Below are 22,463 nucleotides of genomic sequence, written 5' to 3'. Positions count from 1 at the left end.
ATCCTCTTGTTGTCGGGCCAGGCCGCCGGCCTAGCCACCTTGGGGCTGTAGGGCGCCGGCCGCCAGGTCGCAGCTCACTTCCGGGCGGTCGTAGCCGAGGCTGTCCATTTCGTTGTGTGGATGCAGGAAGCCTTCCTGGGGCGAGGTGCTGACCAGGGCGCGCGGCTGCACCAGGGGAATGGGCTGGCGCAGCTGGCCGTTCCACGGGCGGTAGCTCAGCTTGCGGCCCTTGAAGCCGTCCAGCGGCAGCTGCTCGCTCAGGGCCAGGTCGCGGATCGCCGCGGCGTCGGCCCGGCGCAGCTTGGTCACCGCGCTGGCGATGCTGCGCACGGCGATCCAGGCGGCGTAGTCGCGGTCGTTCATCCAGCGCCCGGCCAGGGCCTCGAAGCGCTTCTGCAGCTGGGCGGCGCCGAAGGTCTCCACCGTCTTGTGCCAGGCGCTCGGGGTCAGGCCCTGGGTGCCGGCCACCGGGCGCGGGTACCAGGTCTGGTAGGGCAGGTATTCGCCGAAGTCGCCGCGCTCGTCGGCCACCAGCACCACGTCGTACTCGCTGGTCTGGGTGAACAGCGGCATCTCCGCCTGGGCGCTGCGGCGCTGGTCGTTGTCGAAGCTCCAGGGCTTCTCGACGACTATTTGCAGGCCGAAGCGCTTGGCCGCACGCCTGAGGGCCGCGGCGTAGGCGGCATCGTCCGCGGTGGTGCCGGTGACCAGCAGCCAGCGGTTCCACTTGCGCACGGCGAGGAACTGCGCCAGGGCGTCGGCGAGCATGGCCCGGCTCGGCAGGCTGTGCAGCACGTTGCCCAGGCACTGTTCGCGGCGCAGCTCGTCGGCGGCGCTGCCGGCGTTGAACAGCAGGCTGTCATCCAGGCGCGCGGCGAGCTGCGCGAGGGTGTCGGCCGGCGCGTTGACCACGAACAGGCGCACGCCCTCGGCGTGCAGCGCCGCGGCGGCCTCGACCAGCGCGGCGCCGTCGTCGCGCTCGGCCACCTCCAGGGCGTAGCCGTGCTTGAGGAAGCGCCCGGTGCTGTTGCTGTCGGCGATCGCCAGCTCGGCGCCGCGCAGGCCGGCGTCGACCGGTTCGGGAATGACGTTGGACAGCAGCGGGCCGCGCTCCGGGACGTAGGCCAGGTAGCCGATGCGCACCTGCAGCTCGGCCGCCGGGCCGGCGGCCAGGGCGGGCGGGGTGGCGCCGCACAGGGCGAGCAGGCACAACAGCAGGGGCAGTCTGAACGGATGCATGGGGGCAACTCCTGGTCAGGTGCTGCCAGCATAGGAACTGCGGTAGGACGGGGAAATATGCAGAAAGTACCGGCCGGGCGGTACCAAGGTAGTAAATCGGCGCGCCGCGTCGCGTTCTAGCATGGAGCCCAGGACCCACGACAAGAAGAGGTGAACCCCATGCATATCGCCAAGATCCTGCTGCTGCCGCTGCTGTTGATCGTCAGCCTGATCGGCGTCGACAGCAGCCGCGCCGAGGGCGACCTGACCCGCCGCACCACCGCCTTGCCCGACCTGCGCCTGGGCGACGCGGACAGCGACTACGCCATGTCGCAGCACGAATACCAGCTGGAGACCGGCAAGGCCTACCAGCTCAAGATCATCGCCAGCGGGCAGAAGGAGTACGCCGTGCAGGCGCCGGAATTCGCCACCGCCATCTACCTGCGCAAGGTCGAGGCCGGCGGCGTGGAGATCAAGGCGGTGACCCTCACCGAGCTGGAATTCGAGGACGCCGGCGAGGCGGAGATCTTCTTCGTGCCGATCAAGCCGGGCAAGTTCCGCTTCTACGCCAAGGGGCTGGAGCACAAGGGCATGCAGGGCTACTTCGTGGTCAAGTAGAGGACCGCGCTCGACCGCATCAACCTCGGCACCAGCCTGCTGTTCGTGCTGGTGACCCTGGCCGCGCTGCTGCTGCGCCAGGTCAGCCACGACGTGTGCTGAGATCTGCTGGCGACCTAGGTGGTGGTCGACTAACTGGGTAAGGTAACGCGCAACAATCCGACCAGCCTGCGCCCAGAGCTGACCGACAACCTGCGGCATATCCGTGTGGACTGGCTGCGCCCCGACGAGCAGATCGGCGCGCAGGAGGGCGGTGGCCTGCTGCAGCGGGTCGCCCGGCAGCTGCTGAACCCGGCCCTGCTAGTGGCCGCCGTCTGCCCGCTGACCCATGTCGCCCGCCATGCCGACGCCAGTGAAGTGCGCATTCGCCTGCAACGGCGTGCGCCTGATGGTGCGCGAAAACGGCCTCGGCCCGCGCCTGCTGGAACTAACCCAGCGCGAGTTCGAGATATTCGTCGTGATCGCCCGCGGCCTGCCGCCACCGCCGAGCAGGCGGAGGTTTCGGGCTAAAAGTTGATTGTTTTCCGACTAACCGGGGCGCTCGGGAATCCCTAAGATCGTCGCGCCTTGTTTTATTAGAGTGAGATCATTCCCGTGCGCAACCTATTCTGCAAATTGGCGCTGCCAATGTCCGTTCTCTTCTGCACTGCCGTCCAGGCAGACGCTTTCAAACTGACCAGCACTGATATTGCCCAGGGCAAAGCCATGAGCAATGCCCAGGAGTTCCAAGGGTTCGGCTGCAATGGTGGGAACCTGTCGCCGCAACTTTCCTGGAGCGGCGTCCCGGAAGGCACGGAGGCATTCGCGGTGTTCGCCTATGATCCGGATGCGCCGACCGGAAGCGGTTGGTGGCATTGGCAACTGGTGAATATCCCCAAGGATGTAACCTCCCTGGCTGCTGGTGCCGGGGCTACGGGCGAAGCGACGGTGCCGGCTGGCAGCACCAGCATCAAGAACGACTACGGGGTTTCCGGATTCGGTGGCGCTTGCCCGCCTGAAGGTCACGGTGTGCACCGCTATCAATTCACCGTGTTCGCGCTGTCGAAAAAGCTGGAATTGCCCGAGGACGCTTCGGGCGCGCTGACCGGTTATATGGTGCGCGCCAACTCGATAGCCTCGAGCACTATCGAGGCGCTGTACGAGCGGAAGTGAATTTTTTAACCTGCACTTAGCCCGTCCTTGTGAAAGGACGGGCTCGTCGTTTCTATCGAGCCAACACGATCAGTGGCGTACTGGGGGACTTTCAATGCTGCTGGTGAACCTATGCAGGAACTCATAAAGCTGGCGAGAGCAGCGCAGCGTGGCGATAGCGGGCTGCCATTTTCGGTGTATTCCTCCTACAAGGAGCAGCGCATTCTGAATGCGCCTATCACCAAACCGCTGCTGATATTCGTGCTGGCCGGCGTCAAGCAGCTGGGCCGGCGGGATGAAATCGTCTGTCCGACCGGCAGTTTTCTCTTTCTGTCCAATGCCTCGGATATCGATATGAGAAATATTCCAGGGGATGAGTATTTTGCCGTTCTGATCGAGTTCGAGTTCAGCGATTTCGATCGTTTCAAGAACAAACGCAGTGCTGATAAACGATATGTCCAGGGCGGCATTGACGAGGCTATGGCGAAAACGCTGAAACAATATATCGAGTGGTCGCTCTATGCGCCTCAGGAGTTGTGGCATTTTCGCAGAGAGGAGCTTCTGCAGCTGATCTATCTTTCCGGCTACACCGAGGTGAGTAACATCGTCGGGCACCCGAGTCTCAGTCATCGGCTGCACGATATCGTCAGTGACAATATTTCATCTGATTGGAGTGTCGGGCGGCTGGCTGAAAGGCTGGCGGTCAGCGAGTCGACGTTGCGCCGCCGACTAAAAGCCGAAGGTGCCAGCATTAAGTCGGCTGTGAACAGAGCCAGATTGGGCCAGGGTCTGTTTCTGCTGCAGACGACCATGGAGCCGATCGGGCGCATCGCAGAGCGTTGTGGCTACCACTCGCAATCGCGATTTACCGATAGATTCAAGCAACAGTTCGGCATCACACCCAGCGAACTCAGAAAAACACGAGAACCCGATTAAGAGGATTCTGCTGGTGGTCGCCTCTGCGCGGCGCCACGCTTGCTGGCGCGGCCGGGGGCGCTCCGTTGCGGCCGGGAAACATTGCCAAGATTCAATCGCAACCCTTCTGACACTCCACGCAACCGGGCCGATTGACGTCCTGAAAGTTGCCGAAGCGGGTGCGGGCACTGCTGAGGTTGGCGCCGCGCAGCGTGGCTTTCTCAGATTGAAGCGCTGCTGCCGTGGAACTGCCAACCAGCGACGCCACTGTAAAACGTAAACCCCCACCAGCGGGAGGTGGGGTTTATGGAGCGCTTACGGAAAAACGCCCAAACCGGGCATGACTTGGGCAAGTTGCCAAAGCAGCCCAGCGCCACCACCACAAGCCCTACTACCAATGAACTAGTTGCGAGCCACCAAAGCAGCATTCGGTGCTTGCTGCAGGCTTCTTAAGATGACCGTAACCAAGCTCCCTATCAGCTTGTTCTGCGTGCTTTTGATGAGGTCTGGAACATGAAAACTACAAAGAAAACCGCTTTCGCCCTGCTCCTGCTCGCCGCCTCCGGCACCCTCTGGGCCCATGGCGATGTGGTGCCCCAGGCGGTCAATACCCAGGGCCTGGAGTCCCTGGGCGAGGAGTGGCTGGAGGAGAACCCCTACCGCGAAAACCCGCGGGCCATCGAGATCGGCGCCTCGGCCTACAACCAGAATTGCGCGGCCTGCCACGGCCTGGAGGCCAAGTCCGGCGGCATCGCCCCCGACCTGCGCCTGCTGGAGGTCGGCGCCATGGGCGACGAGTGGTTCAAGGAGCGGGTGATCAACGGCGCGGTGCGCGATGGCCGGGTGTACATGCCGAAGATGGCCGACTACCTCAGCCAGGAGGCGCTCTGGGCGGTGCGCAGCTACCTGGAAAGCGTGGCCATCGAGGAGTGACGGCCATGCGCCTCGGTCTGCTGCCGCGTCTGCTGACGGCACTGCTGTGGTTGGCGGCCCTGCCGGCCCATGCCCAGGCGCCGGTGCGCGACTACGACGGCATCGTCGCCTCCGGCGTGCTGCGGGTGGCGGTGTATCAGGATTTCGCCCCCTACAGCTTCCAGCAGGACGGCCAGGGGCGCGGCGTCGACGTCGAACTGGCCCGGGCCCTGGCCGAGGGTCTGGGCCTGGAGCTGGCGCTGATCTGGGCGCCGCCCGGCGAGAAGCTCGACGACGACCTGCGCGACTACGTCTGGCGCGGCCACTACTTGCGCCCCCACGAGCTGGCCGACGTGATGCTGCGGGTACCCTACGACCGCGACTTCGCCTACATGAGCAACGAGTTCGGCGAGCTGGCCAACGACCTGGTGGTTATGTTCGGCCCCTACCAGCGCGAGCGCTGGCAGCTGGCCCATGATCGCCGCCGCCTGCAGGAGGTGCCCAGCGTGGCGGTGTTCCAGCAGCACCCCATAGGCGTCGAGGTCGACAGCGTGCCGTCCTTCTATCTGTCCTCGGTGTTCGACGGCCTGCTCAGTCGCCAACTGCACCACTACCCCAATGTCCGGGCGGCCTTCGCCGGGATGAAGCAGGGCGAGGTGGACGCGGTGATGGCCCTGCGCGGCGAGATCGACTGGCAGCTGCAGCAGGCGGCCGACCCGCGCCTGGCCCTGGCGCAGAACGCCTATCCGAAGATGGGCAAGCAGGTGTGGGACATCGGCATGGCGGTGCACCAGAGCAATCGCCAGCTGGCCTATGCCCTGGAGGAGCAGCTCGAAGGGCTGATCCTGGACGGCCGGATGAAAGCGCTCTACGCGCGCTACGGCCTGCAGTACGAGCTGCCGGGGCTGTACCAGGACATCGAATAGCGCGGTGCCCGAGGGCGGGCAGCACAGGAGGTGACACATGGGACTGGATTGGCGTGCGTTGCTGTGGCTGGGGCTGTTCGCCCTGGCCTGGGAGGCCCGCGGTGCCGAGGGCGATCCGGTCACCTCGGTGATGTGGGACTACCACCACCAGCGTCTGCTCGACGGCGCGCCCTTCGTCTTCGATGAGCGGGTCAAACTGCTGGCACCGCCCTTCGCCGAGGATGCCCGGCAGGTGCCGATCCAGGTCGATGCCAGCGCCCTCGACGCCGAGGTGGTGCGGATGCTGGCCTGGGCCGAACTCAACCCCATCCCGCGCATCTTCGATTTCCAGCCGGGCGAGGGGGTGCTGCCGCGCCTGGCCATCCGCATCCGCATCGAGCAGGCCACGCCGATCCGCGTCGCGGTGCTGACCCGCGCCGGCCTCTGGCACGTCGGCTCGGCCCAGGTCGACGCCGCCGGCGGCGGTTGCACTGCGCCCAGCGTGGTGCGCGCCCAGCCCGGCTGGCAGGAGCGCCTGGGTCAGGTGCACGGCCGGCGCTTCGCCCTGGGCGATGCCAGCCGTCTGCGCCTGCAGGTGGCCCACCCGATGGACAACGGCCTGGTCGACGGCATCCCCGAGTTCTTCCTCGACCAGGCCGAGCTGCGCGACGCCGCCGGCCGGGTGCTGGCCCGGCTCGAGCTGTTCCCGGCAGTCAGCGAGAACCCGACCCTCAGCCTGGAGCTGGAGGGCCAGGAGGAGGCCCGGCTGTGGCTGCGCGACAACAACGGCAACGAGTTCGAGGCGGCGCTCTAGGGCGCGTGCCGGCCATCTGCGCCATGCTCCAGTGGCGGCCTCTCCGCCAGACCCGAAACCATCACGAGGACAACCCCATGATCAAGGTCAGCGTGCTCTATCCCAACCCGCCCGGCGTGCGGTTCGACTTCGCCTACTACTGCTCCCAGCACATGGACCTGGTGCGCAAGTGCCTGGGCGAGGCCTGCAAGGCCATCGCCGTGGACCGCGGCGTGGCCAGCGTCGAGGCCAACAACCGGGCGCCCTTCGTCGCCATGGGACACCTGTACTTCGACAGCCTGGAGCGTTTTCAACAGAGCTTCGCGCCCCACGCCGAGCGGATCATGGCCGACCTGTCGAACTTCACCGACAGCCAGCCGCTGGTGCAGATCAGCGAAGTCGAGCTGGCGCCCCAGGGGCTGTAGACCTTTCGACCGGACCAGGAGGTGCCTATGCGCTGGATGCTGTTAGGGGTGGCGCTGCTCTGTTCGCTGGGCGCGCGCGCCGAGCTTGCTTACGCCCTGCACCCCCGGCAAATCGCCGAGGGCGTCTGGCTGGTGGAGGGCAGCACCGCCAACTTCGACCGGGACAACGGCGGCCATATCCACAACAGCGGCTTCATCGTCGGCGAGGCCGGCGTGCTGGTGATCGACAGCGGGCCCTCGAAGCGCTACGGCGAGGCCCTGCGCCGGGCCATCGCGGCGGTCACCGACAAGCCGGTGGACAGGCTGCTGCTGACCCACCACCACCCCGACCATGTCCTGGGCAACCAGGCCTTCGCCGACGTGCCGATCGCCGCGCTGCCCGGCACCCGCGCCCTGCTGGCCGAGCAGGGCGAGGCCATGGCGGAGAATATGTACCGCCTGGTCGGCGACTGGATGCGCGGCACCGAGCTGGTGCTGTCCAACGAGACGCTGCAGGCCGGCGTGCTGCACTGGGGCGAGCGGCGCCTGCGCTTGCTGGCCCTGAGCGGCCACACCGGCGCCGACCTGGCGGTATTCGACGAGACCAGCGGCGTGCTGTTCGCCGGCGATCTGCTGTTCTACCAGCGCGCCCTGACCACCCCCGGCACGCCGGGGCTGGAGGTCTGGCTGGACGACCTGGACCGGCTGCAAGCCTTGCCCTGGAAGTTGCTGGTGCCCGGCCACGGCCCGCTGGCCAGCGACGCCGCGCCCTTCGTGCAGATGCGCGACTACCTCGGCTGGCTGCACGGGGTGATGCAGGGCGGCGCCGAGCGCGGCGCGGAGATGAACGAGCTGATGCGCACAGCGATCCCTGCGCGCTTCGCCGGGGTCAGCCTGACCCGCTACGAGCTGATCCGCAGCGTCAGTCACCTCTACCCGCGCTACGAGGGGGCGCGGCTGCCGCGGGTGGACAGCGGCGCCGCGGCCGAGTGAGGCGCCGCTGCTCGCATTTGCCCGGGCTCAGGGCTGCGGCGCGTCGTCGCGGTCGTCCGACTGGCGAAACACCAGGGCCTTGAGGCCGCTGTCGGCGTCGATGTCGGCGAATTCCGGCGGGTTGTCCAGGCGCTGCTCGAAGCGCAGGCCCGGCGCCTCCTCGGCCATGCTCCGGAGCAGGAACTCGGGGCCCATGGCCGGGTCGTTGAGGCAGGCCAGCACGCTGCCGCCGGGAGCGAGCAGCTCGGGCAGGCGGCGGAGGATCTTGCGGTAGTCCTGGGTCAGCACGAAGCTGCCCTTCTGGAAGGACGGCGGGTCGATGATCACCAGGTCGTAGGGGCCGAGCTTCCTCACCTTGCCCCAGGACTTGAACAGCTCGTGGCCGAGGAAGATCACCCGGTTCAGGTCGTGGCCGTTGAGGCGGTGGTTGTCCCGCCCGCGGTTGAGGGCGGCCTTGGCCATGTCCAGGTTGACCACCTGCTCGGCTCCGCCGGCGAGGGCGGCCACGGAGAAGCCGCAGGTGTAGGCGAACAGGTTCAGCACCCGCTTGCCGTGGGCCTGCTCGCGTATCCAGCGGCGTCCGTAGCGCATGTCTAGGAACAGGCCGCAGTTCTGCTTGCTGCCCAGATCCAGCTTGAAGCGCAGGCCGTGCTCGCTGACCAGGCACTGCTCCACGGCCGCGCCGTGCAGCCACTCGGCGGCGCAGTCCGGGCGGTAGCGGTGCTGCAGCAGCAGGCCCTGGGCCTCGCACTGCCGCCAGATCGGAGACCGGGGCAGGCCCAGCAGCATCTGTTTCAGGGCGCCCAGCTCGGCCTCGCCCGGGTCGCGGAACAGGCACACCAGCACTATCCCTTGCAGCCAGTCGACGGTGACCTGTTCGAGTCCCGGCCAGAGCCGGCCGCGGCCATGGAACAGGCGCCGGGCCTCGTCCGGGGCGGCGCTCAGGGCGGCGAGCAGGTGCTGGTGCAGGGTGTCGATGGCGTGGGCGTTCATGGGGCGGAGTCAGCGGGGCGTGGCCGGCCATTCTAAGCCAGAGGGCGGTCTCGTTGCCGCGACTTGCGGCCCGGGGCGCGGGGTATTGCTACCAAGGGAGTAGGGAATTCGGTACTGGGTCGAATTGTTGCGGGGCGCGGGGCACCGAAGAATCTGCCTTAGATCGGGAAAAGTTCCCGGTGATAACAATTAACCCGCAGAGGTAGCCGCAATGAAACACACCGGTCTTCGTCAGCCCTTCCTGCTCAGTGCACTCTGTGCCGCCATGCTCATGCCCAGCGCCGCGGCCTGGGCGGTCACCGACCAGGAGATCCTGGACGACGTGAAAACCACCGACCAGATCGTCACCAACGGCCTGGGCCTGCAGGGCCAGCGCTACAGCCCGCTGAGCATCCTCAACAGCGACAACGTCAAGGACCTGCGCCCGGTCTGGACCCTGTCCTTCGGCGGCGAGAAGCAGCGCGGCCAGCAGGCCCAGCCGCTGATCAAGGACGGCGTGATGTACGTCACCGCCTCCTACTCGCGGGTGTTCGCGGTGGATGCGCGCACCGGCAAGGAACTCTGGCAGTACGATGCGCGCCTGCCCGACGACATCCGTCCGTGCTGCGACGTGATCAACCGCGGCGTGGCGCTGTACGGCGACCTGGTGATCTTCGGCACCCTGGACGCCAAGCTGGTGGCGCTGAACAAGGACACCGGCAAGGTGGTGTGGCGCAAGAGCGTCGCCGACCACCGCGCCGGCTACTCGATCACCGCGGCGCCGCTGGTGGTCAACGGCAAGCTGATCACCGGGGTGTCCGGCGGCGAGTTCGGCGTGGTCGGCAAGATCGAGGCCTACGACCCGAAGAACGGCGAGCTGCTGTGGACCCGACCGACCGTGGAAGGCCACATGGGCTACGTCTACAAGGACGGCAAGAAGATCGAGAACGGCATCAGCGGCGGCGAGGCCGGCAAGAGCTGGCCGGGCGACCTGTGGAAGACCGGCGGCGCGGCGCCCTGGCTGGGCGGCTACTACGACCCGGAGACCAACCTGCTGCTGTTCGGCACCGGCAACCCGGCGCCGTGGAACTCGCACCTGCGTCCCGGCGACAACCTCTACTCCTCCTCGCGCCTGGCCCTGAACCCGGACGACGGCAGCATCCAGTGGCACTTCCAGACCACCCCGCACGACGGCTGGGACTTCGACGGCGTCAACGAGCTGGTGTCGTTCAACTACCAGGAGGGCGGCAAGACCATCAAGGCCGCGGCCACCGCCGACCGCAACGGCTTCTTCTACGTGCTCGACCGCACCAACGGCAAGTTCATCCGCGGCTTCCCCTTCGTCGACACCATCACCTGGGCCAAGGGCCTGGACCAGAACGGCCGGCCGATCTACGTCGACGACAACCGTCCGGGCTCGCCGGCCGCCGCGGAGAAGGGCAAGAGCGTGTTCGCCGCGCCGGCCTTCCTCGGCGCGAAGAACTGGATGCCCATGGCCTACAGCCAGGACACCGGGCTGTTCTACGTGCCGTCCAACGAGTGGGGCATGGACATCTGGAACGAGGACATCGCCTACAAGAAGGGCGCGGCCTACCTCGGCGCCGGCTTCACCATCAAGCCGCTGAACGAGGACTACATCGGCGTGCTGCGCGCCATCGACCCGAAGACCGGCAAGGAAGTCTGGCGGCAGAAGAACTTCGCGCCGCTGTGGGGCGGGGTGCTGACCACCAAGGGCAACCTGGTGTTCACCGGCAACCCCGAGGGCTTCCTGCAGGCGTTCGACGCCAAGACCGGCGAGAAGGTCTGGGAGTTCCAGACCGGCTCCGGCGTGCTCGGCTCGCCGGTGACCTGGGAGATGGACGGCGAGCAGTACGTCTCGGTGCTGTCCGGCTGGGGCGGCGCGGTGCCGCTGTGGGGCGGCGAGGTGGCCAAGCGGGTCAAGCACTTCAACCAGGGCGGCATGCTCTGGACCTTCAAGCTGCCCAAGGAACTGGTGGCGGGGCGTTGATCGCCAGCGCATGAAACGAAGGCCGGTCTCTGACCGGCCTTCGTCGTTTCCGGTAGCGACTACGCTGGATCAGGTCGTCGGCCCGGCGCGGCAATCGCCCGGCCGGCGCCATTACTACCAAATGAGGAGGCGACCTGTGCCATGGATGCATACCGGCCGGCGCGGGGGCTTCCTAAGATCGAAACATGACCTGTTCCACGCTCAGGGGGCAGGCTCCGACAACAAGAGGACCGCATCATGATCTACGCCAAACCCGGTACCCCAGGCTCAGTCGTCTCCCTCAAGTCGCGCTACGGCAACTACATCGGCGGCGAGTTCGTCGCCCCGGTCAAGGGCCAGTACTTCAGCAACACCAGCCCGGTCGACGGTTCGCCGATCGGCGAATTCCCCCGCTCCGACGCCGCCGACATCGAGCTGGCCCTGGATGCCGCCCACGCCGCCGCCGAAGCCTGGGGCAGGACCTCGGTGGCCAACCGCGCGAACATCCTGCTGAAGATCGCCGACCGCATCGAGGCCAACCTGGAGCTGCTGGCCGTGGCCGAGACCTGGGACAACGGCAAGGCCGTGCGCGAGACGCTCAACGCCGACGTGCCGTTGGCCGCCGACCACTTCCGCTACTACGCCGGCTGCATCCGCGCCCAGGAAGGCAGCGCCGCCGAGATCGACGAGCACACCGCCGCCTATCACTTCCACGAGCCCCTGGGCGTGGTCGGCCAGGTCATCCCGTGGAACTTCCCGCTGCTGATGGCCGCCTGGAAGCTGGCCCCGGCCCTGGCCGCCGGCAACGCCATCGTGCTCAAGCCGGCCGAGCAGACCCCGCTGTCGATCACCGTGCTGATGGAGCTGATCGGCGACCTGCTGCCGCCGGGCGTGCTCAACGTGGTGCAGGGCTTCGGCCGCGAGGCCGGCGAGGCCCTGGCCACCAGCAAGCGCATCGCCAAGATCGCCTTCACCGGCTCCACCCCGGTGGGCTCGCACATCCTCAAGTGCGCCGCGGAGAACATCATTCCGTCCACCGTCGAGCTGGGCGGCAAGAGCCCGAACATCTTCTTCGAGGACATCATGCAGGCCGAGCCGGCCTTCATCGAGAAGGCCGCCGAGGGCCTGGTGCTGGCCTTCTTCAACCAGGGCGAGGTGTGCACCTGCCCGTCCCGCGCCCTGGTGCAGGAATCCATCTACCCGGCGTTCATGGCCGAGGTGATGAAGAAGATCAAGCAGATCAAGCGCGGCAACCCGCTGGACACCGAGACCATGGTCGGCGCCCAGGCCTCCGAGCAGCAGTACGACAAGATCCTCAGCTACCTGGAGATCGCCCAGCAGGAGGGCGCCGAGCTGCTCACCGGCGGCGCCGCCGAGGCCCTGGATGGCGACCTGGCCAGCGGCTACTACATCCAGCCGACCCTGCTCAAGGGCAGCAACCAGATGCGCGTGTTCCAGGAGGAGATCTTCGGCCCGGTGGTCGGCGTCACCACCTTCAAGGACGAGGCCGAGGCCCTGGCGATCGCCAACGACACCGAGTTCGGCCTCGGCGCCGGCGTGTGGACCCGCGACATCAACCGCGCCTACCGCATGGGCCGCGGCATCAAGGCCGGCCGGGTGTGGACCAACTGCTACCACCTGTACCCGGCCCACGCCGCCTTCGGTGGCTACAAGAAGTCCGGGGTCGGCCGCGAGACCCACAAGATGATGCTCGACCACTACCAGCAGACCAAGAACCTGTTGATCAGCTACGACATCAACCCGCTGGGCTTCTTCTGAGCACAGCATGCCCCCGGCGGCGGATCGACGGCCTCCCAGGTGGAGACCGCCGATCCGCGCCATCACCGGGCTACCAGTCGACCGAGTAGGCCAGGCTGAAGGTGCGGCCCTCGGCGTTCGGGAAGGGCTTGCGGGCATTGGCCTGGGTGAAGAGGTTCTGGTAGGTGCGGTTGGTCAGGTTGAAGATGCCACCCTCCAGGCGCCCGGTGGGCAGCTCGACCGCGCCGAGCAGGTCGACCAGGGTGTAGCCGTCGATCTCCCGGCCGTTGCCGTCCTTGGCGGCGGCGTCGTAGTCGGCCAGCTGCAGGGCCTGCAGGCGCAGGTTGTAGCGATCTTGGCTGTAGCCGAGGAACAGGGTGGTCTTGGCCGGCGAGACACGGGTCGCCGGCAGGTCGATCCACTTGCCGTTCTGCTGGGTCTCGCCCTTGGTCCAGGCATAGGTGCCGCCGACCGACCAACGTTCGCTGAGGTCGTAGCTGAGGCTGCTTTCCACGCCGCGAACCCGTTCCTTCTGGTCGATCAGGCGCAGCACCCGCGCGCTGGCGTCGTAGAACTGGGTGACGTCCGAGCGGTTTTCGTAGAGGGTGACATCGGCCTTCCAGCGGCTCCAGTTGCCGCGCCAGCCGAGCTCGTAGCTGTCGACCTCGATCGCCTGGGCGTTGAGGGTCTGGATGTCGAAGCGGCTGTCGACGTCGCGCAGGAAGCGCTGGATATCCGGCAGGGAGAACCCCTGGCTGAAGTTGACGAACAGGTCCTGATTGTCGCTGAGGTGGTAGACGGCGCCCAGGTTGTAGAGCGTGGCGTCGTACTTCAGGGTGCCGCCGGGCAGGGTGGCACGGTTGCCGGTCTGCCAGATCTCGCCGTAGGCGATGCTGTCCTGCACCTCACTCTCGACCCACTGGCGGCGTATGCCACCCCGCAGGGTCCAGTCGGCGATATCCCAGGACATCTGGGCGAACAGCGCCTTGGTGGCGGTGTCGACGTCCGGCCCCAGCTCGAAGGTTTCGCCGCTCTTGCGGTAGACCAGGCCGTTGACCTGGTAGCGGTCGCCCCGCTGGCGGGTGCTTTCGTTCTCGTAGTCGGCGCCCCAGACCAGGCTGCCCCGGGCCGCGCCGATGCTCGGCAGGTCGCTCTCCACCGCGGCGCGCAGGCCGTAGACTTCCTGCTGGCTGTTGTTGTCGGAGACCCCGGCGAAGCCCCGCGGCCGGTCGGGGAAGAACAGCGCATCGGCGCGGCGCCAGTAGCTCTCCAGCAACAGCTGTTGGCCGAGCAGGTCGCTGTCGCTGTAGTTGAGGTTGACCGCCTGGTTGTGGGTGAAGGGTTGCTCGTCGAGGTCGAGCCCCTTCACCGCCACGGATTCGCCATCGATGGTGCGCGGGGCGAAGCCGGTGTCCTGTTCGTCCTTGTAGTCCTGCAGGGCCAGACTCAGGCGCTTGTCGGCGTCCAGGGCATAGCCGAAGCGTCCGTGCAGGTCATAGGTCTCGGTGTCCATGGCGCTGCCCTGGGAGGTGTCCTGGGGGATGCGCTTGCCGTTGCCGTCGAACTGGTCGTTGCGCTGGGTCCAGTCCGCCGACAGGTACCAGTCGAGGGGGCCCTGCCGGCCGCTGACGCTCTGGAAGGCCTCGTAGGCGAAGCCCTTGGGGTTGAGGTTGTTGCCGCTGCTCATGCCCAGGCGGCTGCTCATGGCCAGGTCCTCGCCCTGGTTGCGCTTGGTAATGATGTTGACGATGCCGCCCGAGGCGCCGGCGCCGTAGATGCTGCTGGCGCCGGAAATCACCTCGATGCGCTCGATGCTGGCCGGCGCAATGCTGTTGAGCTGGCGGAAGTTGTCCCGGCTGGCGTTCTGCGAGACCCCGTCGATCAGCACCAGCATGTTGCGCCCACGCAGGGTCTGGCTGAAGTTGCTCATGCCGCCGGTGGCCGGGGCGAGGCCGGGCACCAGGGTGCCGAGAATGTCGGCGACCTTGCGGCCTGCGCCGCTCTGCTGGCGAATCTGGGATTCGTCGATCACCTGCACCGAGGCGGGAATCGAGGCGATGTTGGCCTGGCTACGGGTCGCCGTGACCACGGTGCTGGCAAGTTTTACCGTATCGGCAGCCGGCACAGCGGCCTCGGCGGCCAGGGCCATGGGCGCGGCGACGCCGCCCAGCGAGCCGATCAGGGGGATCAAAAAGGAAAGCGGGGTTCTGTTCATCAGATCATCTTCTTGGTATTGGCATAGAGCGCCGGGGAGTCCGGCAGTTGCGAGCTGTTGCGAATCAGGCGGATGCCCAGCGCCGCCAGGGCATAGGTGAGGGCCACCAGCCAGAAGCCGGAAGCCAGGCCGGCCAGGCCCATGCCGGCGGCCCCGAGCAGGGCCCCGAGCAGCGCGCCGCCCTTGGCCGCGCTGTTGCCCAGGCCGAGGGCGAAGCCCTGGCGGCTGCCGGGCACGGTGTTGACGATCAGCGCATAGGCCACCGGCAGCAGGGCCCCCTGCCAGACGCCCCAGAGCAGGCGGCTGGCGATGAAGCCGAACCAGTCATCGGCCAGGGCGGTCAGGGCCAGGGTCAGGGCGCAGAGCCAGGTGACGCCTTCGACGACGCGCAGGGTGCGGGCTGGCTCCCAGCGGTCGAACAGCTTGCCCCACAGCGGTGCGGAGAGGGCCAGGGTGGCCGCGCTGGCGGCATAGCTGGCGCCGATCAGCCAGCCGGGGGCCTGGAGAATCTCGGCGACGTACAGGGCGAAGAAGGGCTGCGGCATCATCTTCGCCGCCTGCACCAGCACGATGATCGTCAGCACCCCGCCGAGCCAGCCGCTGGGGAGCCGGGCCTGCGGCTGGGCGCGGCTGGTCCTGGGATGCGGACGGTCCGCCGGCAGGCAGCATGCCGTCAGGGTGCACAGCAGGCAGATGACGGCGGCGGCGGTGCAGAGCGTGGCGAACCCGGCGACATCCATCAGCCAGCCGCCGAGTACCGGCCCGGCCAGCGAGCCGACCGCCGTCGCCGCCTGCAGGCGGGCCAGCACCTGGCCGCGCTGGCCGGTGGCGCAGCAGGCAATGGCGTAGGCCTGCGCCGCGGCGATGAAGCCGGCGAGCGCACCCTGCAGCACCCTGATCAGCACCAGCAGCCAGGGGTCGAGCACCAGCGCCGCCAGGAGCTGGCACAGGGCCAGCGCCAGCAGGGCGCGCAGCACCATGGGTTTGTGCCCGGTACGATCGCCCAGGCGGCCCCACAAGGGCGTCAGCAGCATGGCCGCGAGCATGGGCCCGGCATACACCAGGGCCGACAGCGCGGCGAGGTACTGCGCCTGCTGCGGGCCGAGCAGCGCCTGGATGCGCAGCGGCCAGAACGGCCCGCTCATCTCCATGGCGCCCATGGAGATGCACTGGATGGCGATCAGCAAAGGCAGGGACGCACGATCACGCCACATGGTCGGCCCGGCTCAAGGGGTTGCGCAGGCGCCCGACTATGTCGGCATGGCTGTCCTCCAGGCGCATGCGCATGAAGGCCTTGGCCGGCCAGTCCTGCACCAGCAGGGCCTGGTATTCGCTCGCCCAGCGGCGCTGCTCCACGCGCTGGCGCAGCGCCTGGAAGCACTGCTCGACCTGCTCGGCCAGCGCCGCCCAGAACAGCTGCTCGGGCATCCGCCAATGGCGCGCGCAGAGCAGGGCCAGCTCGCCGAGGTGGCACATGAAGGTGGTGTGCAGCAGCTTGTCGCGGACGAAGCCGGCATCGTCGAGCAGGGTCATCTTCGGGTCGTGCAGTTCGAGGTCGAGGCCGTGGGCATGCAGGCTCGGGCGGTGGATGCGGATGTCGCCGAAGTCCCGCACCAGCAGGCGCCGCGGCCGCCCGTCGCGGCCCATCAACATGAAGCTGTTCTGTTGGTGGGCCTCGAAGGCGACGCCGTAGACCAGGTACATGCCCAGCAGCCCCGGCAGGACGACCGCGATGTAGTCGCGGAAGAAGGCCAGCGCGGCGTCCCCCGCTTCGCTGCCCTGAGACAGCGCCACCCACTGGCGCAGCAGCGGCTGGTCGGCCAGATCGCCGGCGAACAGGCTGCCCACCGGAACGGCCATTTCGCCGGAACCGACCAGGTCCATGGGATTGTCGCGGTAGAGCACCGAGAGGTGGCGGGCGCGCTCGTCGTCCGCCGGCTGAGGGCTGTAGTGCATGCCCAGGCGCTCGGGAACCACGCTCAGCACTTCGGCCATCTCCGGCTCGTCGCGCAGGATCCGTAGCAGAAGCTGGCTGACCCGCGGGCCCATGCGTGCCGAGCGTGGAGAAACGGTGCGCTGCACGCTGGTCAGGCGCAGGGAGACCGGCAGCTTGACCATGGGCGCCAGGCGGCTCCCTTCCGGCAACAGTGTGCGGAAGGACATGCTCGGATGGCCCTGGAAGGCGTGGATATCGGTCAGGATCAGCTGGCGTTCGGCGATTTCCCGGGCGAAGAGTTCCGGCAGCACCTCTTGCGCCTGCCAGGGGTGGGCCGGCAGGGGCAGGTAGTCCTCCGGGTCGAGCCCCTGTTCGCGCAGCGCGGCGCCGAGGTCGCGTGCCGCTTCCGGGAAACGCTGCCGCCACCACTGCATGGCCTCCCCGGTGTCCGGCAGGGCCTCGACATGGACGCACCGGCGATGTACGGCGCACAGGGTCACCGGAACCCGCGCCTCGAACTCCGGAGACAGGGCGATCACCCGTTCGGTGCCCAGACCCAGCTTGGTCTTGTAGTTCGGGTGCCAGGGGTGACCCAGGGTCCCCCATTGTTCCAGCAGCAGGGTCGGATTGCCCTGATCGGCGCCGGCCAGCAGCCTGGCCAGCAGGCTATCGGTGGTGTCATGGGGGCGGCCGTGCTGTAGCTGGCGGTTCCAGCACTGGTGGTAGGCCAGGCAGAGGGTGTCATTGTAGAGACTGTCATCCAGCTCAGTCGCCAGTCGCGCCAGGGTCGGCGCCGAGGCCGCGCAGTCGAGTTTGGCGCTGAGCAGGTACAGCAGCTCGGAGGGGTACTGCAGTTCGTAGGGCAGGGCCTGGCCGCGGTGCAGGACCACGCTGCCACGCAGATCCCAACTCCCCATGCGACCGGGCATCAGATGGCCGAACTGCAGCCGTGTGCCGGACTCGTCGAGGGGGAGTGAGCAGCGTTGCTGGGTATCGGACTGGAGGTCCCGGGGATTCAGCAGGTCCTCGCGGAGCAGTGCCTGAAGCAACCGCTGGAAGCTGCGTTCGCGGGCGGCGGGCAGCGCCTGAATCAGGTGGTCGATGGTCACTTGGCGTGCACGGAACGCAGGGGTCGTGAGTGCCTCGCTCCAGCGCGACAGCAATTGTTGCATGGTTTCAGGGAGGGCAACTGTCATATCAGGGGCCTTGTGCAGTGTTCCTACGATGTCCGTCGTAATGATTGGAGTTGCGCGCGGCGGCAGGATATAGATATGCAGGTATAAATACAAATCGTTATCAATAACATTGAGACGTTGCAGGCCTGCCTGACTCTCTCCGAGGCTTGGGGGCGGTGATACCGGGTCAGGCTCAGGCAGGCGCCTGACGCGGGGCGGAGCGTCGGGTGTCTCGTCGGTCGGCTGGGAGCGATGGGCGGGGGCGTGCAGGTCTTGCGGGAAGGGCGCTGGGAGCCGCGCGTGGGGGCTGGCGTCAGGGGCGCTGCCGGCTGTGAGGCGAGCGCTGCCGGCGATTAGGGGCAGACAAGAAAGGCTTACGCTTCGCGTAAGCCTTTTCGGGGGGGAGGTGCCAGGCGGTCAGCTCGGCTGCGTTTGCTCCAGGCCGACGCTCCGCTCTTGGGCCTGGCAGGCCGCCGCCGTGAACAGCACGTCGGTGGAGGAGTTCAGCGCGGTCTCCGCCGAGTCCCGGACGATGCCGATGATGAAGCCCACCGCGACCACCTGCATGGCCACCTCGTTGGGAATGCCGAACAGGCTGCAGGCCAGGGGAATCAGCCGCAGCGAGCCGCCGGCCACGCCGGACGCGCCGCAGGCGCTGATCGATGCCAGCAGGCTGAGCAGCAGGGCGGTGGGCAGGTCGACGGCGATGCCCGGGGTGTGCACCGCGGCCAGGGTCAGCACGCTGATGGTGATCGCCGCGCCGGCCATGTTGATGGTGGCGACCGAGCTGGAGTTCTTCGTCTTTGCGCCGAACCCCGACCCACAGCAGCCGTTCCAGCCGCCGCTGGGCCTCGATGGTCGGCGCGAGAGCGGTGGCTCCGCATTCGGCGTCGGTTCCCACAACGGCTTGCGTGCATTCTTCGACGAGGTCTACCAGTGCATGGCCGCCCTCGGCCTGCCGCGCGACACCTTCATGCATGAGATGGGCCTCAGCCAGTTCGAGATCAACCTGCTGCATGGCGACCCCCTGCTGCTCGCCGACCAGACCTTCCTGTTCAAGCACCTGCTCAAGGAGGTGGCGCTCAAGCACGGACTGATCGCGGTATGCATGGCCAAGCCCCTGGCACAGACGCCGGGCAGCTCCATGCATATCCACCAGAGCGTGGTCGAGCAGGACAATGGGCGAAATATCTTCAGCGATGAACAGGGGCGGGCGGCCCCGGCAAATCGCTAGCGCAACGCGGCTTCGGCCGCGTTTTTTATGGCTATGTCCCAATAGCGTGTTGCATGGTTCGTCCTACCGCCTCCTGGATGCAGTGAACCGGCCGAATGCCGTGCTGATAGCGCTCCAGCATACGGCGCCAGCCCAGATAGTTCGGGAGGTAGCGGGTGGCCACGCCATGAAAGCGGGTCATCCAGTTCTTCAGTCGACTGTGGTAGGCATTGACGTTCTGGATATGGAAGGCGCCCTGGCGCACGCGCTGGCCGGGGCGGGCATGCACGACCTGATGGGTGATGCCCTGCACCCGGGCGAAACTGGCATAGACCGCCGCTCCGTCAGTGCACAGCACGGACTCCTGATCGATCAGCGGCGCCAGCGCTTTGCGTACATGCACAGCATCGAGCTTGGCCAGTGTGAAGTCAGCGGTATGCCCCTCCCGGTCGCGCACCACCATCACCGGGATTTGGTCTTTCCCCGTGCCGCGGGTCACGCTGACCCCGCCCCGTTTACGCGGCGGCCGCGGTAAGCGTCGCTGACCTTTGAATGACTCCAGAAAGAACGTTTCATCCACTTCGACAATCCCGGTCTCATGGGTGGCGTGATGCTCGGCGGCTGCCGCCAGGAAACGGTGCCTCCAGAGAAACGCGGTGTTCTTACTGATGCCGCACACCTTGGCAGCCTTGCGCACGCTCAGCCCATTAATCAGTGCCTGGGCATAGTCTTTCCAGCGCTCGGGGTAGCGCAGGCGGGCAAGGCCGGTTGCCGACAACGCGGTACACGTCCGTCGGCAGCTACGGCAGCGATAGCGACGCAGACCACGCGACCATCCCCAGGGCGCGAGGTATCTCGCGGCGGCCTGGCAATGCGGGCAACTCTGCAGCGCCGGCAGGTCATCAAGCACCGCTGTTGTGGGCGGGCTCTGCAGGGCTTGATGAAGCGTGGATTTCTGCTGGGGGCTGAGCTGGCCTAGTTGAGCCAGCCAGTGGTGAAAGGCTTGAGTGTCCATGATGGGCAGACCTCCCGAGCGGATGCCTGCCTTTCAGATTAGTTCTTGCAACACATCATTGGGACATAGCCTTTTTTATTGCCCGGCGCCCGCGGCCCCGCTACCAAAGCCAGCCCGTTCTCCTCCCAAAGTACCATTCTGTCGTGGCGCTAGCGGGGGCATAACTGACAGGGCCGGAATGTCCCGGCTGGATAACAAGAGAGGATCGCGCCATGTGGACCAAACCCGCCTTCACCGACCTGCGCATTGGCTTCGAAGTGACGATGTACTTCGCCAATCGCTGATTCGCCCGGCCCCGGCGCTGTCGGGGCATCCCCCGAATTCCCACCGGTACCCGCCATGCATATCCAGGTTCTCGGTTCCGCCGCCGGCGGCGGCTTCCCCCAGTGGAACTGCAACTGCCGCAACTGCCGCGGGGTGCGCAGCGGCAGCCTGCGCGCGCAGCCGCGCAGCCAGTCCTCGATCGCCCTGAGCGACAACGGCCAGGACTGGATACTGTGCAACGCCTCGCCGGACATCCGCGCCCAGCTCGAAGCCTTCCCGGCCCTGCAGCCGGCCCGCGCCCTGCGCGACACGGCCATCGGCGCGATCATCCTGCTCGACAGCCAGATCGACCACTGCACCGGCCTGTTGAGCCTGCGCGAGGGCTGCCCGCACCAGGTCTGGTGCACCGAGATGGTCCACCAGGACCTGAGCAGCGGCTTTCCCCTGTTCAACATGCTGGCGCATTGGAACGGCGGCCTGCAGCACCAGCCGATCGCGCTGGACGGCGCGCCGTTCGGCATCCCGGCCTGCCCGGACCTGGCCATCAGCGCCATCCCCCTGCGCAGCAGCGCGCCGCCTTACTCGCCGCACCGCGGCAACCCCCATCCCGGCGACAACATCGGCCTGTTCGTCGAGGACCGCCGCACCGGCGGCACGCTGTTCTACGCCCCGGGCCTGGGCCAGGTGGACGAGGCGCTGCTGGCCTGGATGCGCCGCGCCGACTGCCTGCTGGTCGACGGCACGCTGTGGCGCGACGACGAGATGCGCCAGTGCGAGGTCGGCGACAAGCTCGGCAGCGAGATGGGCCATCTGTGTCAGAGCGGCCCCGGCGGCATGATCGAGGTGCTCGACGGCCTGCCGGCCAGGCAGAAGATCCTCATCCACATCAACAACACCAACCCGATCCTCGACCTCGATTCGCCGCAGCGCGCCGAGCTGCGCGCCCACGGCATCGAGGTGGCCTGGGACGGCATGAGCATCCAGCTGTAGGGAGTCCGGCCATGAATCCGTCCGCCATGAGTCCTGCCGAGTTCGAGCAGGCACTGCGCGCCAAGGGCGCCTACTACCATATCCATCACCCCTTCCACCGGGCGATGTACGAGGGCCGCGCCAGCCGCGAGCAGATCCAGGGCTGGGTGGCCAACCGCTTCTACTACCAGCTGTGCATCCCGCTCAAGGACGCCGCCGTCCTGGCCAACTGCGCGGACCGCGACACCCGCCGCGAGTGGTTGCAGCGCATCCAGGACCACGACGGCGCCACGGGCGAGGAGGGCGGCATCGAGGCCTGGCTGCGCCTGGCCGAGGCGGTGGGCCTGGCGCGCGAGCAGGTGCTGTCCCAGGAACTGGTGCTGCCGGGGGTGCGCTTCGCCGTCGACGCCTATGTCAACTTCGCCCGCCGCGCCTGCTGGCAGGAGGCGGCCAGCAGCTCGCTGACCGAGCTGTTCGCCCCGCAGATCCACCAGTCGCGCCTGGACGCCTGGCCGCAGCACTACCCCTGGATCGACGCGGCCGGCTACGACTACTTCCGCCGGCGCCTGGGCCAGGCGCGCCGCGACGTCGAGCACGGCCTGCGCATCACCCTGGCCCACTACCGCACCCTGGAGGCCCAGCAGCGCATGCTGGAGATCCTGCAGTTCAAGCTGGACGTGCTGTGGAGCATGCTCGATGCCATGAGCATGGCCTACGAGCTGCAGCGCCCGCCCTACCACACGGTGACCGCCGCACGGGTCTGGCACCGAGGAGTCGCCCCATGAAACCGCTGACCATCGAACGGGTGCCGCGCCTGCGCCGCGGCTTCCGCCTGCAGTTCGAACCCGCCCAGGGCTGCCACGTGCTGCTCTACCCGGAGGGCATGATCAAGCTCAACGACAGCGCCGGGGCGATCCTCGGCCAGGTCGACGGCAGCCACAGCGTCGCCGAGATCATCGCCGACCTGCGCGGGCGCTTCCCCGACGTGCCGGGGATCGACGAAGACATCCTCGCCTTTATGGAGGTGGCCCATGCCCAGTTCTGGATCGAGCTGCACTGATAACGGATCG

21 protein-coding genes and 2 pseudogenes are annotated in these 22,463 nt (G+C 67.4%); 16 read left to right on the top strand and 7 right to left on the bottom strand.

What is annotated here, in order from left to right:
• Nucleotides 1–30: 30 nt before the first annotated feature.
• Nucleotides 31–1,239, bottom strand: a complete 1,209-nt coding sequence (locus tag ACSX1C_RS08590; RefSeq protein WP_439889073.1) for an ABC transporter substrate-binding protein — start codon at nt 1,237–1,239, stop codon at nt 31–33.
• A gap of 159 nt (nt 1,240–1,398) precedes the next feature.
• Between ACSX1C_RS08590 and ACSX1C_RS08585 the strand changes: the two genes are divergently transcribed.
• The 9 genes from ACSX1C_RS08585 to ACSX1C_RS08545 all read left to right on the top strand — a co-directional run bounded on the left by ACSX1C_RS08585 (nt 1,399) and on the right by ACSX1C_RS08545 (nt 7,889).
• Nucleotides 1,399–1,836, top strand: a complete 438-nt coding sequence (locus ACSX1C_RS08585) for a copper-binding protein (protein WP_439889072.1) — start codon at nt 1,399–1,401, stop codon at nt 1,834–1,836.
• A gap of 207 nt (nt 1,837–2,043) precedes the next feature.
• On the top strand, nt 2,044–2,346 hold the full coding sequence (locus ACSX1C_RS08580) for a hypothetical protein (protein ID WP_439889071.1): 303 nt from the start codon (nt 2,044–2,046) through the stop codon (nt 2,344–2,346).
• Nucleotides 2,347–2,463: 117 nt separating this feature from the next.
• On the top strand, nt 2,464–2,988 hold the full coding sequence (locus ACSX1C_RS08575) for a YbhB/YbcL family Raf kinase inhibitor-like protein (protein WP_439889394.1): 525 nt from the start codon (nt 2,464–2,466) through the stop codon (nt 2,986–2,988).
• Nucleotides 2,989–3,099: 111 nt separating this feature from the next.
• Complete coding sequence (locus ACSX1C_RS08570) at nt 3,100–3,903, top strand: helix-turn-helix transcriptional regulator (RefSeq protein WP_439889070.1); 804 nt, start codon at nt 3,100–3,102, stop codon at nt 3,901–3,903.
• Nucleotides 3,904–4,395: 492 nt separating this feature from the next.
• On the top strand, nt 4,396–4,815 hold the full coding sequence (gene pedF, locus ACSX1C_RS08565; RefSeq protein WP_439889069.1) for a cytochrome c-550 PedF: 420 nt from the start codon (nt 4,396–4,398) through the stop codon (nt 4,813–4,815).
• A 5-nt stretch (nt 4,816–4,820) separates the two neighbouring features.
• The gene (locus tag ACSX1C_RS08560) at nt 4,821–5,720 is read left to right on the top strand and encodes a substrate-binding periplasmic protein (RefSeq protein WP_439889068.1); all 900 of its coding nucleotides are present in this window, start codon (nt 4,821–4,823) and stop codon (nt 5,718–5,720) included.
• A gap of 43 nt (nt 5,721–5,763) precedes the next feature.
• A complete protein-coding gene (locus ACSX1C_RS08555; RefSeq protein ID WP_439889393.1) occupies nt 5,764–6,513 on the top strand; it encodes a quinoprotein dehydrogenase-associated SoxYZ-like carrier in 750 nt (249 codons plus the stop codon).
• Between the two features lie 77 nt (nt 6,514–6,590).
• Entirely contained in the window at nt 6,591–6,917 is a 327-nt protein-coding gene (locus tag ACSX1C_RS08550; RefSeq protein ID WP_439889067.1) for an EthD family reductase, read from the top strand.
• Nucleotides 6,918–6,944: 27 nt separating this feature from the next.
• Nucleotides 6,945–7,889: a quinoprotein relay system zinc metallohydrolase 1 gene (locus ACSX1C_RS08545; RefSeq protein ID WP_439889066.1), complete on the top strand. Its 945-nt coding sequence runs from the start codon at nt 6,945–6,947 to the stop codon at nt 7,887–7,889.
• A gap of 27 nt (nt 7,890–7,916) precedes the next feature.
• Here ACSX1C_RS08545 and ACSX1C_RS08540 read toward each other — a convergent pair whose 3' ends face one another.
• Nucleotides 7,917–8,882: a class I SAM-dependent methyltransferase gene (locus tag ACSX1C_RS08540; RefSeq protein ID WP_439889065.1), complete on the bottom strand. Its 966-nt coding sequence runs from the start codon at nt 8,880–8,882 to the stop codon at nt 7,917–7,919.
• Nucleotides 8,883–9,093: 211 nt separating this feature from the next.
• On the opposite strand from ACSX1C_RS08540, the gene ACSX1C_RS08535 reads away from it, so the two are divergent.
• Both ACSX1C_RS08535 and exaC read left to right on the top strand, forming a co-directional pair.
• The gene (locus ACSX1C_RS08535; protein ID WP_439889064.1) at nt 9,094–10,869 is read left to right on the top strand and encodes a PQQ-dependent methanol/ethanol family dehydrogenase; all 1,776 of its coding nucleotides are present in this window, start codon (nt 9,094–9,096) and stop codon (nt 10,867–10,869) included.
• Between the two features lie 237 nt (nt 10,870–11,106).
• Nucleotides 11,107–12,627, top strand: a complete 1,521-nt coding sequence (gene exaC, locus ACSX1C_RS08530) for an acetaldehyde dehydrogenase ExaC (RefSeq protein WP_439889063.1) — start codon at nt 11,107–11,109, stop codon at nt 12,625–12,627.
• Nucleotides 12,628–12,697: 70 nt separating this feature from the next.
• Here exaC and ACSX1C_RS08525 read toward each other — a convergent pair whose 3' ends face one another.
• The 4 genes and pseudogenes from ACSX1C_RS08525 to ACSX1C_RS08510 form a co-directional block, all read right to left on the bottom strand.
• Nucleotides 12,698–14,755 carry a TonB-dependent receptor gene (locus ACSX1C_RS08525; protein ID WP_439889392.1) on the bottom strand — a complete coding sequence of 686 codons (2,058 nt, stop codon included), beginning with the start codon at nt 14,753–14,755 and terminating at the stop codon, nt 12,698–12,700.
• A 65-nt stretch (nt 14,756–14,820) separates the two neighbouring features.
• Nucleotides 14,821–16,035, bottom strand: a complete 1,215-nt coding sequence (locus ACSX1C_RS08520; RefSeq protein ID WP_439889062.1) for an MFS transporter — start codon at nt 16,033–16,035, stop codon at nt 14,821–14,823.
• Nucleotides 16,025–17,953: an IucA/IucC family protein gene (locus ACSX1C_RS08515; RefSeq protein WP_439889061.1), complete on the bottom strand. Its 1,929-nt coding sequence runs from the start codon at nt 17,951–17,953 to the stop codon at nt 16,025–16,027. The genes ACSX1C_RS08520 and ACSX1C_RS08515 overlap by 11 nt, the downstream gene beginning before the upstream one ends.
• 396 nt (nt 17,954–18,349) lie before the next feature.
• Nucleotides 18,350–18,712: pseudogene (locus ACSX1C_RS08510) on the bottom strand (cation:dicarboxylate symporter family transporter); the annotation flags it as partial.
• Between ACSX1C_RS08510 and ACSX1C_RS08505 the strand changes: the two are divergent.
• Nucleotides 18,705–19,163, top strand: a pseudogene (locus ACSX1C_RS08505) (glutamine synthetase family protein); the annotation flags it as partial. The pseudogenes ACSX1C_RS08510 and ACSX1C_RS08505 sit on opposite strands and share 8 nt — an antisense overlap.
• A 34-nt stretch (nt 19,164–19,197) precedes the next feature.
• Here ACSX1C_RS08505 and ACSX1C_RS08500 read toward each other — a convergent pair.
• The gene (locus tag ACSX1C_RS08500) at nt 19,198–20,160 is read right to left on the bottom strand and encodes an IS1595 family transposase (RefSeq protein WP_439889060.1); all 963 of its coding nucleotides are present in this window, start codon (nt 20,158–20,160) and stop codon (nt 19,198–19,200) included.
• A 212-nt stretch (nt 20,161–20,372) separates the two neighbouring features.
• Between ACSX1C_RS08500 and pqqA the strand changes: the two genes are divergently transcribed.
• From pqqA to pqqD, 4 genes are read left to right on the top strand one after another with little or no spacing between them, the layout of a single operon-like run.
• On the top strand, nt 20,373–20,444 hold the full coding sequence (gene pqqA / locus ACSX1C_RS08495; protein ID WP_003253598.1) for a pyrroloquinoline quinone precursor peptide PqqA: 72 nt from the start codon (nt 20,373–20,375) through the stop codon (nt 20,442–20,444).
• A gap of 55 nt (nt 20,445–20,499) precedes the next feature.
• Nucleotides 20,500–21,414: a pyrroloquinoline quinone biosynthesis protein PqqB gene (gene pqqB, locus ACSX1C_RS08490; protein ID WP_439889059.1), complete on the top strand. Its 915-nt coding sequence runs from the start codon at nt 20,500–20,502 to the stop codon at nt 21,412–21,414.
• Nucleotides 21,415–21,425: 11 nt separating this feature from the next.
• Entirely contained in the window at nt 21,426–22,178 is a 753-nt protein-coding gene (gene pqqC, locus ACSX1C_RS08485; protein ID WP_439889058.1) for a pyrroloquinoline-quinone synthase PqqC, read from the top strand.
• A complete protein-coding gene (gene pqqD / locus ACSX1C_RS08480) occupies nt 22,175–22,453 on the top strand; it encodes a pyrroloquinoline quinone biosynthesis peptide chaperone PqqD (RefSeq protein WP_439889057.1) in 279 nt (92 codons plus the stop codon). The genes pqqC and pqqD overlap by 4 nt, the downstream gene beginning before the upstream one ends.
• The last annotated feature ends 10 nt before the right edge of the window (nt 22,454–22,463 follow it).

This window comes from Pseudomonas sp. MBLB4123 (assembly GCF_051904775.1).
In the GTDB taxonomy this organism is placed as follows: domain Bacteria; phylum Pseudomonadota; class Gammaproteobacteria; order Pseudomonadales; family Pseudomonadaceae; genus Aquipseudomonas; species Aquipseudomonas benzenivorans_B.
This window is presented reverse-complemented; position numbering and strand designations above follow the sequence as displayed.

Coding starts and splice junctions, on each gene's coding strand:
- ACSX1C_RS08590 (WP_439889073.1), bottom strand. CDS start 1,239: ATGCATCCGTTCAGACTGCCCCTGCTGTTGTGCCTGCTCGCCCTGTGC.
- ACSX1C_RS08585 (WP_439889072.1), top strand. CDS start 1,399: ATGCATATCGCCAAGATCCTGCTGCTGCCGCTGCTGTTGATCGTCAGC.
- ACSX1C_RS08575 (WP_439889394.1), top strand. CDS start 2,464: ATGTCCGTTCTCTTCTGCACTGCCGTCCAGGCAGACGCTTTCAAACTG.
- ACSX1C_RS08570 (WP_439889070.1), top strand. CDS start 3,100: ATGCAGGAACTCATAAAGCTGGCGAGAGCAGCGCAGCGTGGCGATAGC.
- pedF (WP_439889069.1), top strand. CDS start 4,396: ATGAAAACTACAAAGAAAACCGCTTTCGCCCTGCTCCTGCTCGCCGCC.
- ACSX1C_RS08560 (WP_439889068.1), top strand. CDS start 4,821: ATGCGCCTCGGTCTGCTGCCGCGTCTGCTGACGGCACTGCTGTGGTTG.
- ACSX1C_RS08550 (WP_439889067.1), top strand. CDS start 6,591: ATGATCAAGGTCAGCGTGCTCTATCCCAACCCGCCCGGCGTGCGGTTC.
- ACSX1C_RS08545 (WP_439889066.1), top strand. CDS start 6,945: ATGCGCTGGATGCTGTTAGGGGTGGCGCTGCTCTGTTCGCTGGGCGCG.
- ACSX1C_RS08540 (WP_439889065.1), bottom strand. CDS start 8,882: ATGAACGCCCACGCCATCGACACCCTGCACCAGCACCTGCTCGCCGCC.
- ACSX1C_RS08535 (WP_439889064.1), top strand. CDS start 9,094: ATGAAACACACCGGTCTTCGTCAGCCCTTCCTGCTCAGTGCACTCTGT.
- exaC (WP_439889063.1), top strand. CDS start 11,107: ATGATCTACGCCAAACCCGGTACCCCAGGCTCAGTCGTCTCCCTCAAG.
- ACSX1C_RS08525 (WP_439889392.1), bottom strand. CDS start 14,755: ATGGCCCTGGCCGCCGAGGCCGCTGTGCCGGCTGCCGATACGGTAAAA.
- ACSX1C_RS08520 (WP_439889062.1), bottom strand. CDS start 16,035: ATGTGGCGTGATCGTGCGTCCCTGCCTTTGCTGATCGCCATCCAGTGC.
- ACSX1C_RS08515 (WP_439889061.1), bottom strand. CDS start 17,953: ATGACAGTTGCCCTCCCTGAAACCATGCAACAATTGCTGTCGCGCTGG.
- ACSX1C_RS08500 (WP_439889060.1), bottom strand. CDS start 20,160: ATGGACACTCAAGCCTTTCACCACTGGCTGGCTCAACTAGGCCAGCTC.
- pqqB (WP_439889059.1), top strand. CDS start 20,500: ATGCATATCCAGGTTCTCGGTTCCGCCGCCGGCGGCGGCTTCCCCCAG.
- pqqC (WP_439889058.1), top strand. CDS start 21,426: ATGAATCCGTCCGCCATGAGTCCTGCCGAGTTCGAGCAGGCACTGCGC.
- pqqD (WP_439889057.1), top strand. CDS start 22,175: ATGAAACCGCTGACCATCGAACGGGTGCCGCGCCTGCGCCGCGGCTTC.